We start from the raw sequence: 15259 nt of genomic DNA on the forward strand, positions 1-15259 counted from the left end.
TTTTGATAGTTATTTTTTTTTTAGCCACGAATTCACGAATTATTTTTTTAAAATCTGCATGTTATATTATTCGAATTAATTCGAAAAAATAATCGCAAAGATTTTCAAAAAATAATTCGTGAATTCGTGGCTATCTCTTTTTTATTTAGTTTCTACTTTGTTTAAAAATATCCAGGTTTCATCTGGTTTTGCACCTTGAATTCCTGATTGGTATTTTTTCATTAGGGCATTCCATTCGTCTACACGAGGATTATTTTCAGTTGTTTTTGGATTTAGTTTATCGAGATTTTCTCCTTTCGGAATACTGATTACTAAGATTAATTGTCTGTCTTTTTTGAAGACTTGCAATTGTTGAAAATCAGCATTACAGAAACCTTTTGCCACTTCTGGCCATTTTTCAAATTGCGTTTTATGATAATCGACATATTCTTTTTGCAATTTTTCATCAGCAGGAAGATTCGCAGTTAAAACCACATTTTCCCAATCTGATGCAGGTTTTGAATCTTTACATCTTTCGAAGTTTTGAAAATCATAAACCAAATCATCATAGATTTTAATTTCTAAAGAAGGGAAAGCTCCCGCCAGTTTTCGTTTCGTTCTTTCCGGCTGATTCATTTTTCCGTAAATCACCAAATGATTTTTCCATTGGTACAATTCCTGACCAACAATTCTAAACCCAACCAAAGTCGATTTGATTTTTTCGATATCAAAATCAGAACCTATCAATTCGATTGCATACGGCTTTGGCATTTCCTGCAATCCCCATTTTTCATCGATTACGACTTCTTTTTCTAAATCTTTGTAAGGCGCTCTGATTCCCGCTGCATCTTTTATTTTAGTACTTACATACGGATCGTTGTGTTCCCAGATATTTCCTTTTGGACCGTTATGGTTTTTAAGGATTTTCTTTTCGGCAATCCAATTGTTTTTTATCGTAAAACCTTCGCTTCCTTCATCGGTATATAAATACAGCCATAAAAACGGATCGTGCGCATACGGACTATTGTAAACTTTGTCGATATAATTTTCTTCAATTCGGCTGTTGGGCTGTGCAGAAAGCGTATAAATTCCTGCTACATCATGTAAATGTTTTGCATAATGATGAATTTTATTCGCCAGAATTTTATTGTTCTGCATTACGTTTGGCGCATGCGTCCAACCCCAGCCCATCGCCATTCCGGAATACGACACATCCGAAATTTCGTTGTGTTCAATGGTTATATTTCGAACAAAACCTGCACTAATTCCTAAAGTTCCCCAATCTTCATTGGTTACATTGGTGATTAAATTATCTGAAATCACTTCATCAGAACACATTTCTCTTTCATCTTTTATAATTAAAGGCAAATGCGCTTCGAAAGCTTCTTCAGAGAAAATCCCAACATTGATGGCACTTCCACCGATATCCTTAAATAAATTTCCTTTTACCGTATTGTGATTTGTTCCTTTATTTAAATCTAAACCAGTCGAAGCCAAGTGCTCAAAACGACAAGATTCAAACTGAATATTATTAGCATAATTTACTTCAACTGCCGAGCGAGGTCTTCCCACCCAAGCTTGATTTTCTAAATTCGCCTGATTTCGTGTTCCCGGCTGTTTCAATTTATAAGCATCTAACAAATATAAACCTGACTGCAACGGCACATGACCTTGCTGTGAAGGACGAAGCCAATTGCTGTACTGAAATGAAATTCCTTTAAATCTAAAATGGCTCACAGGCGAATCGATCGTTCCTTTTACTTCAACCAGATTTTCTAAAACAGGCGCAGTTACAATTGCCGAATTAATTTCTTCTCCAGCTCTCGGAATATAATAGATTTTAGCATTTTTCTTGTCTAAATACCATTCTCCGGGTTCATTTAAAAGCGAAAAAGCGTTATTTAAGAAATAAGCTGAATTCCCGTTGTTTTTAGAAATCCACGGTGCAGGCCACGGATGCTCGCTTTGAATACGACTTTCTGGTTCTTCAAACGAAAGTTTTGCGCTGTCTTTTTGAACTTCGATATTTTTGATTCGAAGATTAGCGTTTGACCACCATTGCACAATAAACATTTCCATTCCCGGTTCAAACTTCACCGATTTATCTTTAAACGGAATCCAACAAGTTTGTTCTTCGTGATTCCACGATAAAATACGCTCCATTGCGGTTCCAGTAGTATTTTTGGCTCTAACAGCTTTTTTACCGTTTACCCATAATTGTCTGTAATCAATTAGGCTTCCCGCCTTTTTAGGAGCATCTGCCACCCAAACGGCACCTTTTTTTAGTCCGTTGATAACCGTTGTCGATTTTGTCCAATTTTTAATTTCGATTCCACCGTTTATAATTGGTTTTGCATTTACATCGGCTTCAATTGTTGTCGGACTGTCTGCTGTTCCTGAATCTTCAGGTCGAACAAACAAAGGTTCGTTTAAATAATAAGTTCCATTCATTACTATGATTCGGATTCCGTCTTTAATCGATGGATCTTTTAAACGACGAAGTTCTCTGGCTTTTCGCATTGCCATGTGAACCGTTGCCAGCGGATTTGATTTTGTTCCTGAGTTTTTATCGCTCCCTTTTGAAGAAACCCAAATTTCAGCCGCATTCATAGAAAACGAGATGCAGAAGATTAAAAAGAAGCTCAGGATTTTAGTAAATGAATTCAAACGCATTATTTAATATTTTGATTTTTTTCTGGGTAAAAATTATAAGGCAGTCAATTTTAAGCATATATAACTTACATATAAATGTATTTTTAACACTTTTACCAAATAATTCGTCCAATTTACTCGAACATAAAGTTAGATGCATCCTGTACCCTCCTGTTTGAGTTTTTTTTGCCACGAATTCACGAATTTTATTTTTAGAATCTTTGCGATTATTTATTCGAATAAATTCGAAATAATATTTTTTAGATAAAGTATTAAAAGAAAATTCGTGAATTCGTGGCTATCTTTTAAACTTTTTTTATAGATTTGTGTAATCGATTACATTCAAATATTATTATTTATGTGAGAAGTAATTTTTCACATCTATAAAAATAACACCAAAAAATTACTAACAATGAAAACCAACCGATTAAATCTTTTTTCTCTTGCAATGGCAATTATGCTTTGTATGAGTTCGCAGACTGGCAATGCTCAAAACACAGCTTTGGCAGATACTTATGCGAATATTGAGTTTAAAATGCTAAAAGTTAACGAACCTGTAATTCCTGCTAATACAGTAAATCTAAAAGACTTTGGAGCTGTAAATGGCGGTTATGTTTTAAACACAAAAGCTTTCGCTGATGCTATAGATGCACTTTCTAAAAAAGGCGGTGGAAAATTAATTATTCCTCCTGGGATTTGGCTTACAGGTCCAATTATCTTAAAAAGCAATATTGAACTTCACGCTCAAACTGGCGCTTTAATCAAATTCTCGACAGACAAAACTTTATATCCAATTATCGAAACCAGTTTTGAAGGTATAAATACTTGGCGATGCATCTCTCCTATTTACGGCAAAAATTTAGAGAATGTTGCTTTTACCGGAAATGGCGTTTGGGATGGTTCTGGTGAAGCTTGGCGACAAGTTAAAAAAAGCAAATTGACAGACGAACAATGGAAGAAATTTGTAGCTTCGGGCGGTGTTTTAAATGAAAAGAAAGACAGCTGGTATCCTTCTGAACAATACTTAAAAGGGGTTAAAGGTGCCGATCAGAATATTCGCCATGATTTGAAAACTAAAGAAGATTTTGAAGCAATTCATGATTTCTTGCGTCCAGTATTGGTGAGTATTCAAAATAGCAAAAGGGTTCTATTTGACGGACCCGTTTTTCAAAATTCACCTGCGTGGAATATTCACCCTTTATTAATTGAAGATTTAATTGTTAGAAACATTACGGTTCGTAATCCGTGGTTTTCTCAAAACGGTGACGGACTTGACGTTGAATCTTGTAAAAATGTAGTAATCGAAAATTCAAGTTTTGATGTTGGAGACGATGCCATCTGCATTAAATCTGGAAAAGATAAAGACGGACGCGACAGAGGTGTTCCTTGCGAAAATATCATTGTAAAAAACAATATCGTATATCATGGTCACGGTGGTGTTACAGTTGGAAGTGAAATGTCTGGAGGTGTAAAAAATCTGCACGTTTCCAATTGTACTTTTATGGGAACTGATGTTGGTCTTCGTTTTAAAAGCACTCGCGGACGTGGCGGTGTCGTTGAAAATATTTATATCTCAGACGTTTTTATGACTGATATTCCATCTCAGGCGATTTCTTTCGATTTGTATTACGGAGGAAAATCTATTGCTGAAACTTTAGCTGAAGGCGGCAATACGGTAAGCACAAAAGCAATTCCAGTAAACGAAGAAACGCCTCAGTTTAAAAATATAGTGATCAAAAATATTACAATAAAAGGTGCCCAACAAGCCGTATTTTTACAAGGTCTTCCTGAAATGAATTTAGAAAATATTGAAATCACAAACCTAATTGCAAAAGCTCAAAAAGGTTTTTCTATAATTGATGCTAACGGAATTAAAATCAGCAACGCTCAATTGGATATTGAAGCTAAGAATGCTTTCGAAATTTACAATACTAAAAACCTTTCGCTGAAAAATATCGAGTTTAATCCTTCTTCTTCAAATACAATTACGATTAATGGTGAAGCGAGTAAGAATATTGATTTAAGTGGTTCTTCTATTAATTTCTCTAAGACGACAACTATTGATAAAAACGTTCCTAAAAAAGCGGTGAAATTTTAATTTTCAAATTTCAAATTTTAAAACAAAAAAGCGTGAATTAATAATTCACGCTTTTTTATTATAAATCTAAAATTGAATATTTAGTCATTCAAACTATAGAAAGCATTCGCATTCTCAAACCAAATCTTATTCTGTTCTTCAATAGAAAACTTCGAAATATAATCTTCTAAAGTTTTTACAACCTCATTATAATCAGAAGCTACATTTAGAACAGGCCAATCTGAACCATACATTAATTTATCAACTGGAAAATTTTCAAAAATTACATCTAAATACGGTTTTAAATCTTCTGGTTTCCAGTTTTTCCAGTCGGCTTCTGTGACCATTCCTGAGATTTTACACCAAACATTATCGTATTTTGCAATTTCTTCAATTCCTTTTTTCCAAGAATCAATACTTCTTGATTTAATATCTGGTTTCGCGATATGATCAATTACAAACTTTTGGTTTGGAAAATCTTGAACTAAACTTATTGCCGCTGGTAATTGACGTTCGAAAATTAATATATCGTAAGTATAATTAAATGCTTTTAAAGCTGTGATTCCTCTTCTGAATGCTTCTCCATACATAAAATCATCAGCTTCTCCTTGAACGACGTGTCTAAAACCTTTCAGCTTTTTTTGATCTGAAAAGAATTGCAAACGTTCTTCGATATTCTCATTTCGCAAATCGATCCAACCGACAACTCCTTTTATGAAATCATTTTTAGAAGCTAAATCCAATAAAAATTGAGTTTCTTCTTCCGATTGGCTTGCCTGAACAGCAACACAACCTTCAAAATCATTCGCATTTAATAATGGCTGTAAATCTTCAGGAAGAAAATCTCTTTGGATATTCTGCATCGTTTCATCAATCCAGCTGTCTCTAACTGGATCAAACTTCCAAAAATGCTGATGGGAATCTATTCTTTTACTCATAACTTTTTAATTAACATCGCTGATTAATGCGCGATCTAAATGTACGTAACCTCCATCTACAAAAACAAATTGTCCTGTAGTATGTGATGATTTTTCTGAGATGATAAAAAGTGCTGTATCTGCAATTTCTTCGGTTTTAGTCATTCGACTTTCTAACGGAATACTTTTGTTGATTTTATTCAAAACAGTCTGTCCGTCTGGTAATGTTTTAATCCAATCTTCGTAAGCTGGCGTATAGCTTTCTGCAATAATAATCGCATTCGAACGAATTCCGTACTGAATCAAATCTACCGCCCATTCTCTGGTTAAACCTAAAACACCACCCTTCGCAGCAGCGTAACCCGAAGTTCCGCCCTGCCCTGTTAAAGCCACTTTTGAACCGATATTCAAAATATTTCCTTTTGATTCTTTTAAATACGGAAGTGAATATTTAGCTAAAAGAAAATAACTTACCACATTCAATTTCAAAGAGTTCATAAATTCTTCGTAGCTAGAATCTAATCCTGCTCCGTCATTTACACCGACATTATTTACGATGGCATCAATTCTTCCGTATTTAGCTCCGATTACTTTTACAGCGTTTTCTATTGCAACAGGATCCGTTACGTCAGTCTGCACAAATAATGAATTAACGCCTCTTTTTTGAAGTCTTTCTACGTATTCGAAACCTCTTGCATTTCTATCAACTAAAACCGGAATAGCTCCTTCATCAGCCAATCTGTTGACGATCGTTTCTCCAATACTGCCTTCTTTTCCAGCTGAACCAGAAACGACAACTATTTTATTTTTTAAGTTTAAATCCATTTCGTTTTTGTGTTAGATGTGATTTGTGAGATGTAAGATGTGAAAAGTGAAAAGTGAAATGTAAAAATATTCTACTTAAACATTCTCACATTTCACATTTCACATTTCACTAATTACTTTTCACTAATAACTAATTACTCAATTTCGATTAACGCCTTAATCACATTATTCTTCGGATCAATCAGATTCCCAAAATCAGTAATCATTTCAGAAAAACTTGTTCTGTGCGTGATGTATTTTTTCGGATCGATTTTACCTTCTTTCAAACATTTCATTACATATTCGAAATCTTCAATAGTTGCATTTCTACTGCTCATTAAAGTCGATTCTCTTTTGTGGAAATCAGGATGACTAAAACTTAATTCCCCTTTTTGAAGTCCAACCAAAACAAATCTTCCGCCATGCGAAATATAATTAAAAGCGCTGTTCATCACTTTCTGATTTCCAGTTGCATCAATAACCACGTTTGCCATATCGCCGTTTGTTAATTCAGCTAATTTTTGTGCAACATCATCGTTTAACGGATTAATCGTTTCATCTGCATTTAGTTCTGTTTTACAGAAATTCAATCTGTAATCGTTGATATCCATTACAATTACTTTTGCTCCAGCAATTTTAGCAAACTGAATCAAGCCAATTCCGATTGGTCCTGCTCCCATTACCAAAACGGTATCAGTTGGTTTTACTGCTGCTCTTCTAACTCCGTGCGCTGCAATTGCTAACGGTTCAACCAAAGCCAGTTCATCATAATCTAAACCTTGACCGTGCAATAAATATTGTTCTGGAATCGAAACATATTCAGCCATTCCGCCATCAATATGAACTCCGAAAACTTTGATATTTACACAGCAGTTTGTCAATCCGTTTCGGCACGCAACACATTTTCCGCAATTGAAATACGGAATAAAAGTTACTTTATCTCCCGGTTTAAAACCTTCTGCATTTCCTTTTACATATTCAGCAGCCAATTCATGACCCAAAATCCTTGGATATTCAAAGTACGGCTGAGTGCCACCGAAAGCGTGTATATCAGTTCCGCAGATTCCGATTCTTTTAATTTTCAATAAAACTTCCCCTTCTTTTGGTTCTGGAATACTGGTTTCTTTTAGTAGAAATTCCTGCGGTTTTTCGCAAACAATATATTTCATTTTATACTTCTTAAATTTATTTTTGATATGCTACAGCCTTTTGTTTGCTTGTTCCTAAACCTTCAATTCCAAGTTCAACAACATCGCCCGCTTTAATGTAAATCGGATCTGGCTTAATTCCTAAACCAACTCCCGGAGGCGTTCCTGTGCTGATAATATCGCCCGGAAGCAAAGTCATAAACTGACTTAAATAATGCACTAAATAAGGAATCTTGAAAACAAGATTCAAAGTATTACTGTCTTGGTACTTTTTACCGTTTACCGTCAGCCACATCTTTAAATTATCAACATCTGCGATTTCATCTTTTGTCGCCAAAAAAGGTCCAAGAGGCGCAAAAGTATCGCTTCCTTTTCCTTTCGCCCATTGTCCGCCACGTTCTAGCTGAAAAGCTCTTTCACTATAATCATTCAATAAAGCATAACCAGCAACATAATCTAAAGCTTCTGCTTCTTCAACATAACTTGCTTTTTTGCCAACAATAAAAGCCAATTCCACTTCCCAATCTGTTTTTTCGCTATTCTTTGGAATAATCAAATCATCATCTGGCCCGCATAAAGAAGTTGTCGATTTGAAGAAAATAATAGGTTCTGTCGGAATCGGAGCGTTTGTTTCTTTACAATGATCAATATAATTTAAACCAATGCATATAATTTTTGAAGGACGAGCAACTGGCGACCCCAAACGTACCGAAGCATCAACTTCTGGCAAAGACGAATTGCTTTCTAGCGCTTTTTTTAATTTCTCTAATCCGTTTTCTTCAAAGAAACTTTCGTTAAAATCGGTTACAATCGAAGAAACATCATATCTCTTTTCTCCAATCAAAACTCCAGGTTTTTCTTTTCCGATTTCTCCAAAACGTATTAATTTCATAATCGTATATTTTTATTGTTAGTTTATTCTTTTTTGATGAAAGAGCTTCATCACGATTTTATTTTACAAGATATTTTACCATTTACTAATTCAAAAATTGCTAAAAAAGCTGAAGCAAAAATAATAAATGTAAAAAACACAATTACAAAAGTACTTTTTAAAAATTAATATCCGAGATATATTTTATTTTCTGCCTTTAAAAATGATCAAACTTTAATAAATTATAACAATTTTTAAATGATTTGTAAAAATTACAGTCCTATTTATCACTTTAAGTAAAAAAGATTTCTTAAAAATAAATGATTTCTTGTTCATATCAATCTTATTCCTACTTTTGTAATTGTAATTTTTACATTTATTAATACAATCGATTACATTATCAAAAATTCTTATATAAAATGATAAAATTAAAAGGCATAACTTGGAACCATACAAGAGGTTTACTTCCAATGGTTGCTACATCGCAGCGTTTTACTGAACTACATCCCGAAGTTGAAATTTCTTGGGAAAAGAGAAGTTTACAAGAATTTGCCGATGCCTCTATCGAAGACTTAGCCAAAAGATTTGATTTATTGGTAATTGATCATCCTTGGACAGGTTTTGGAGCACAGACTAAAGCAATTCTTCCGCTATCTGATTATTTATCAAATGAATATATTAAAGATCAAGAAAGTAATACGGTTGGAAAATCATACGGAAGTTATGTTTTTCACGACAAATTATGGGCGCTTCCTATCGATGCTGCAACTCCGGTTGCTTCTGCCCGCTTAGATCTTTTAGAAAAAAATAATTTAGAAGTTCCTAAAACTTATGATGATTTATTGGCTTTAGCGAAAAAAGGTTTAGTCGCTTTTGCTGGAATTCCAGTAGATGTTTTAATGAGTTTTTATATGTTTTGCTGCAGTTTGGGTGAAGCTCCTTTTCTTTCTGAAGAAAAAGTGATTTCTGAAACGATAGGAATCAAAGCGCTTCAAATGTTTAGAGAATTAGCTCAATTAATTGATCCAGCTAACTTTAACCGTAATCCAATTCAGGTTTATGAGGCGATGGTTAATTCAGACGAAATTGCCTATTGCCCTTTTGCTTATGGTTATTCTAATTATTCCCGCATTGGCTACAGCCAAAACCTTTTACATTTTTATGATTTAGTCAAATTGAATGATAATCCGATGATTTCTTCTTTGGGAGGAACTGGATTAGCGGTTTCTTCATTCAGCGAACATATTGAAACTGCCATAAAATACGCTGAATTTACGTGTTCATCACAAGTACAGCAAAATATTTATACCGATAACGGCGGTCAGCCAGGACATTTACAAGCTTGGAAAAGCGAAAGAATTAATGGTGTAACGCACGATTATTTTAAAAATACACTTCCTGCGTTAGAACGTGCTTTCCTTCGTCCGAGATATTACGGACACATGTATTTCCAAGATCATGCTGGAGATGTGGTTCGTAATTATTTGATGAATGGTGGAGACGAATTAAAAGTATTGGAAGAAATGAATTCGCTTTACGCGGAATCTCTAAAAATCCAGACCGTATGAGACCTTTAGAAGGATTAGTTGTTCTGGAATTCTGTCAGTTTTTAGCAGGACCTTCAGCTGGTTTAAAACTGGCCGATTTAGGCGCTCGTGTCATTAAAATCGAACGTCCTGTAAAAGGTGAAGCTTGTAGACAATTGAGCATCAAAGATTTATTTGTAGACGACAGCAGTTTGCTTTTTCATACTATTAACAGAAATAAAGAATCTTTTGCAGCCGATTTAAAAAATCCTGACGATTTGGTTTTAATTAAAAAACTGATCGAAAAGGCTGATATTATGACACATAATTTCAGACCTGGAGTGATGGAAAAAATCGGATTAGATTTTGAAAATACACTTTCTATTAATCCGCAGATTATTTACGGAACCATTACAGGTTACGGAAATGAAGGTCCGTGGGCAAAAAAACCGGGGCAAGATTTATTATTACAATCGCTTTCTGGATTAAGCTGGTTAAGCGGACGAAAAAGTCAAGGTCCAGTTCCTTTTGGATTGGCAGTTGCTGATTTAATGTGTGGGAATCATTTTGTACAGGGAATTTTAGCAGCACTTTTAAAAAGAGCCAAAACCAAAAAAGGAGTTTTGGTAGAAGTCAGCTTGTTAGAATCTATTCTAGATGTGCAATTTGAAGCGATTACTTCTTTCTTAAATGATGGCGGTCAACTGCCTGAACGTGGTGATATTAAAGGAAGTGCGCATGCTTTTCTGAGTGCTCCGTATGGAGTTTATCAAACGCAGGACGGTTATTTATCTCTTGCAATGGGTGATTTACTTTTTATTGGAAAAGCTTTAGGTTTGGATTTAAATGCATTTGCGGATAAACATCTTTGGTTTGAAAAACGCGACGAAATCAGAACGATTTTAAGTGAAAGAATTCAAACCCAAACTTCTGATTATTGGATCGAAATTTTGCAGAAAGAAGGCATCTGGTGCGGAAAAGTTTTTAATTACGAAGAACTGGATAATCAGCCTTTTGTAAATGAATTACAGTTGAAACAAACCGTAAAAAATTCCGAAGGCGAAACTTTGGTAACCACCAGAAGTCCAATTCAGTTGGATGGTGAGATTTTATTAAGTGATAAAGCAGCACCAAAAGTTGGACAAGATAATTTGATTATACATAAAGAGTTTATTCGCTAGATTGTTGAATCGTTTATTTGTTTAATCGTTTAATCGTATTAAACAAAACGACGAATTAACGGTTAAACAAATAAACGATAAAACGGTTAAACACAACATGAAACCATTAGAAGATTATTTAATTGTAGATTTCAGTCAGTTTCTTTCGGGGCCGTCAGCGAGTTTGCGTCTGGCCGATTTGGGAGCGCGCGTGATAAAAATTGAAAAACCGGGAACGGGAGATATCTGCCGTACTTTATATACTTCTGATTTGATTATGAATGGCGAATCGTCCGTTTTTCATACCATCAACAGAAACAAAGAATCTTTTGCGATTGATTTTAAACAGCCAGAAGAGCTCCAAAAACTAAAAAAACTATTAGCAAAAGCTGATGTTGTGATGCACAATTTTAGACCCGGCGTGATGGAACGCATTGGTTTGAGTTATGATGACGTAAAAAGCATTAATCCAAATGTGATTTATGGATCTATTTCAGGTTTTGGAGAACATCCCGATTTGAAAGATTTACCGGGACAAGATTTGCTTTTACAATCTTTAACGGCACTAACTTGGTTAAGCGGAAATCAAGAAGATGGTCCAGTTCCAATGGGATTGTCGATTGTTGACATGCTTGCCGGAGCACATTTAGCTCAAGGAATTTTAGCCGCTTTATACCGAAAAGCAACTCATAATATTGGCGCACAAATTCAAGTCAGTATGCTGGAATCGGCATTTGATTTTCAATTTGAAACGATTACCACTTTCTTTAATGACGGAGGAGAATTGCCTGTTCGAACTAAAACGAATAATGCACACGCCTATTTGGGTGCGCCATACGGAATTTACAAAACCCAAAATGGTTATTTAGCATTAGCAATGGGATCGATTCCTGTTTTGGCTTCTCTGCTGCAATGTGATGCTTTATTGGCTTTCCCTGAAAATAAATTTACGCTTAGAGACGAAATAAAAAATATTCTTGCCGATCATCTGCAAACGCAGGAAACACAATTTTGGCTGGATATTTTAGAACCAGCCGACATTTGGTGCGCAGGAGTTTTAAACTATCAGCAGTTATTTGCCGAGGACGGATTTAAGGTTTTGAATTTTACGCAGCGAGTCGAAATGCTTGACGGATATACGTATAAAACAACACGCTGTCCCATAAAAATTGACGGTGAATATCTGACTTCTGGAAAAGGTTCGCCGAAACTGGGTCAAGACAACGAGAAAATTATTAAAGAATTTATAGACTGTTAATGGAAAAAATTAGAATCGCCGTTCGAAAATTCGATCCCTTCGAAAGCACACTCCAAAAGCTGTGGGACGCTTTCTGTCTTCAAAATAATATTCAAGTTGAATCTGAAATGATTCCAATGAAACTTCATGAATTGTATGAAACCACGATTTCTAAGAAAGGCTTAAAAGAAGGAAAATGGGATATTGCGCACATCAACACCGACTGGATTTTTGATGCTGTACACGAAAAAGCGGTTCAAGATTTATATCCTTTTATAGCAGAAAATCCGCCTGAGAATTATCCTTACGGTTGGCATAAATCGCTTTTGCATTTACAAAAGTTGGATAATGGAACGTACGGACTCCCTTTTCACGACGGACCGGAATGTTTGATTTACAGAAAAGATTTATTCGAAAACGAAACTGAAAAAGAGAATTTCAAAAAGCAATTTGGTTACGAACTTTCAACACCAAAAACTTGGAAGGAATTTATTGAAATTGCAACTTTCTTTAATCGCCCAGAACAAAATTTATACGGCAGTATTTTTGCCAATTATCCAGATGGACACAATATGGTCTTTGACTTCTGCCTGCAATTGTGGACGCGTGGAGGTTCTTTAATCAACAATAAAAATCAAATTTGCATCGATAGCGAAGCAGCAGTTCAAGCTTTAGATTTTTATCGAAAAATTGTCAATAATAAAAATGCCGTTCACCCAAAATCTAAGGAATTTGGTTCGGTTGAAGCTGGTTTGGCTTTCGCCGAAGGACAAGCTGCAATGGCAATCAACTGGTTCGGATTTGCCTCAATGGCTGAAGTGATTGAAGAATCGAAAGTAAAAGGCAAAATTGATATTACTTCTCTTCCATCCGATCCAAATCATAAAACGGCATCTTTAAATGTCTATTGGCTTTACACCATTGGTTCAGGAAGCAAACACAAAAAATTGGCTTATGATTTTCTACGTTTTGCCACGACTGCTGAAAGCGATAAATTGTTGACGAAAGAAGGCGGAATTGGCTGCAGAAAATCAACTTGGAAAGATGAAGAAATCAATACTTTGATTCCTTTTTATCATAAGTTGGAAATGCTTCACGAAAATGCTTTGACATTACCACAAACTCCAATTTGGCCAAAGGTTTGCGAATTTATAGACCATATGGTTTTAAAAGCCATTAATAGCGATATTCCTTCGGCACAATTATTAGAAGAAACACAGATTAATATTCAAAAAATAGAATAGATATGAATATTCCATATAAACCTTTATTACCTGAAACAGAACAGCCAATTATCATTATTGGGGCAAGCGGCATTGTAAAAGATGCGCATCTTCCTGCTTACGAAATGGCTGGTTTTAAAGTTTTTGGTATTACAAATAGAACAATTTCAAAAGCACACGATTTACAGAAAGAATTCAAAATCGACCATGTTTTTGAAAGTGTTGCTGATGCAGTTAAAAATGCGCCATCAAACGCTGTTTATGACATTACGGTTTTACCTGATCAATACATCGAAATTTTAGAGCAATTGCCTGATGGAGCTGCAGTTTTGATTCAGAAACCAATGGGCAATGATTTAAGTCAGGCACGCGAAATTGTAGCCGTTTGCGAAAGAAAAAACTTGGTAGCAGCGATTAACTTTCAATTAAGATTTGCTTCGTTTGTAAGTGCTGCACGCTATTTAATCAACGAAGGGATTTTGGGGCAGTTATACGATTTTGAATTCAAAGTAACTGTAAATACTCCTTGGGAATTGTTTCCGTTAATTAAAGAACATCCAAGATTGGAGATTCTTTTTCATAGCGTTCATTATATCGATTGTATTCGTTCTTTCCTAGGAAATCCGAAAGGTGTAATGGCGAAAACTGCCAAACATCCTCTTAAAAAATTATCTTCGAGCAGATCTACCATTATTTTAGATTATGGCGAAGATATGCATGTGGTTATTAATACTAATCACGATCATCATTTTGGGCCGAAACACGAAGAAAGCTATATAAAATGGGAAGGAACAAAAGGCGCTGTTAGAGCAAAAATGGGCTTGCTGATGAACTATCCCGACGGTCTTCCTGACGTTTTTGAATATGCTTTACCAGTAAAAGAAGGCGAAAATGAATACCAATGGACAGAAGTTAAATTGGAAGGTTCTTGGTTTCCTGAAGCTTTTATTGGCGCAATGTCAAATCTGATGCGTTATAAAGAAGGTTCTGATGAAAAATTGTCTGCCAGCGTACAAGATGTTTTAGGCACAATGAAAGTTGTAGAAGCTTGCTACATCAGCAGTAAAAATGGTGGAATTTCTTTTGATGAAGTGTAATTAAAACACTATATTTCAAAACCAAAAAACAAAATTTTAGTCCTCTTCAAAACAAACGTGATTTTGACATTTATTTGAAAGAGTATGACGAATAAAAAGTAATTAAATTATGTATTTTAAAGCGACTTTTTTCGAAGATTATACCATCGACGATAAACGTATAACGGTCGGCAGAACGATAACAGAAACTGATTTTGTAGTTCACGCTGGACACACGGGAGATTTCTTCCCACACCACATGGACGAAGAATGGTGTAAAACACAACCTTTCGGCCAAAGGATTGCACACGGAACCATGGTTTTCAGTATCGGAATCGGTTTGACTGCATCAGAAATAAATCCAGAAGCTTTTTCAAGAGGTTACGACAGAATGCGTTTTGTAAAACCTGTTCACATTGGCGATACAATTCATTCTGAAATCACTATTTCTGAAAAAGGCGAAGCTAAAAACCCTGAATTGGGCGCTGTCACAGAGCATGTAGAAATCATTAACCAACGCGGTGAAGTCGTTTTGGTTTGTGATCATCTATTGCTTGTGAAGAAAAGGTCCTAAGATGCTAAGATTCTA

General features: G+C 35.2%; 12 protein-coding genes. 7 read left to right on the forward strand and 5 right to left on the reverse strand.

The window, feature by feature from the left end; translation table 11 throughout:
- Window positions 1-141 precede the first annotated feature (141 nt).
- Complete coding sequence (locus tag V6624_RS19350; protein WP_111289708.1) at window positions 142-2652, reverse strand: L-rhamnose mutarotase; 2511 nt, start codon at window positions 2650-2652, stop codon at window positions 142-144.
- Between the two features lie 391 nt (window positions 2653-3043).
- On the opposite strand from V6624_RS19350, the gene V6624_RS19355 reads away from it, so the two are divergent.
- Window positions 3044-4729, forward strand: a complete 1686-nt coding sequence (locus V6624_RS19355; protein ID WP_111289704.1) for a glycoside hydrolase family 28 protein — start codon at window positions 3044-3046, stop codon at window positions 4727-4729.
- A gap of 80 nt (window positions 4730-4809) precedes the next feature.
- Here the strand turns inward: V6624_RS19355 and V6624_RS19360 are convergent, their stop codons facing one another.
- The 4 genes from V6624_RS19360 to V6624_RS19375 form a co-directional block, all read right to left on the reverse strand.
- Complete coding sequence (locus V6624_RS19360) at window positions 4810-5646, reverse strand: amidohydrolase family protein (RefSeq protein ID WP_111289702.1); 837 nt, start codon at window positions 5644-5646, stop codon at window positions 4810-4812.
- Between the two features lie 6 nt (window positions 5647-5652).
- A complete protein-coding gene (locus tag V6624_RS19365) occupies window positions 5653-6450 on the reverse strand; it encodes an SDR family oxidoreductase (RefSeq protein WP_111289700.1) in 798 nt (265 codons plus the stop codon).
- Window positions 6451-6584: 134 nt separating this feature from the next.
- Window positions 6585-7598, reverse strand: a complete 1014-nt coding sequence (locus V6624_RS19370) for a zinc-binding alcohol dehydrogenase family protein (protein WP_111289698.1) — start codon at window positions 7596-7598, stop codon at window positions 6585-6587.
- Between the two features lie 16 nt (window positions 7599-7614).
- Window positions 7615-8469, reverse strand: a complete 855-nt coding sequence (locus V6624_RS19375; protein WP_111289696.1) for a fumarylacetoacetate hydrolase family protein — start codon at window positions 8467-8469, stop codon at window positions 7615-7617.
- Window positions 8470-8867: 398 nt separating this feature from the next.
- Between V6624_RS19375 and V6624_RS19380 the strand changes: the two genes are divergently transcribed.
- The 6 genes from V6624_RS19380 to V6624_RS19405 all read left to right on the forward strand — a co-directional run bounded on the left by V6624_RS19380 (window position 8868) and on the right by V6624_RS19405 (window position 15244).
- Window positions 8868-10016, forward strand: a complete 1149-nt coding sequence (locus V6624_RS19380) for an ABC transporter substrate-binding protein (protein WP_338839869.1) — start codon at window positions 8868-8870, stop codon at window positions 10014-10016.
- On the forward strand, window positions 10013-11155 hold the full coding sequence (locus tag V6624_RS19385) for a CaiB/BaiF CoA transferase family protein (protein ID WP_111289693.1): 1143 nt from the start codon (window positions 10013-10015) through the stop codon (window positions 11153-11155). Before V6624_RS19380 ends, V6624_RS19385 begins: the two co-directional genes overlap by 4 nt.
- 97 nt (window positions 11156-11252) lie before the next feature.
- Window positions 11253-12392: a CaiB/BaiF CoA transferase family protein gene (locus V6624_RS19390; protein ID WP_111289691.1), complete on the forward strand. Its 1140-nt coding sequence runs from the start codon at window positions 11253-11255 to the stop codon at window positions 12390-12392.
- A complete protein-coding gene (locus V6624_RS19395) occupies window positions 12392-13615 on the forward strand; it encodes an extracellular solute-binding protein (RefSeq protein WP_111289689.1) in 1224 nt (407 codons plus the stop codon). The genes V6624_RS19390 and V6624_RS19395 overlap by 1 nt, the downstream gene beginning before the upstream one ends.
- A 2-nt stretch (window positions 13616-13617) precedes the next feature.
- Window positions 13618-14691, forward strand: a complete 1074-nt coding sequence (locus V6624_RS19400) for a Gfo/Idh/MocA family protein (RefSeq protein WP_111289687.1) — start codon at window positions 13618-13620, stop codon at window positions 14689-14691.
- A gap of 109 nt (window positions 14692-14800) precedes the next feature.
- A complete protein-coding gene (locus V6624_RS19405) occupies window positions 14801-15244 on the forward strand; it encodes a MaoC/PaaZ C-terminal domain-containing protein (protein WP_111289685.1) in 444 nt (147 codons plus the stop codon).
- Window positions 15245-15259: the final 15 nt, after the last annotated feature.

This window comes from Flavobacterium ginsenosidimutans, assembly GCF_037478105.1.
Classification (GTDB): Bacteria; Bacteroidota; Bacteroidia; order Flavobacteriales; family Flavobacteriaceae; genus Flavobacterium; species Flavobacterium ginsenosidimutans.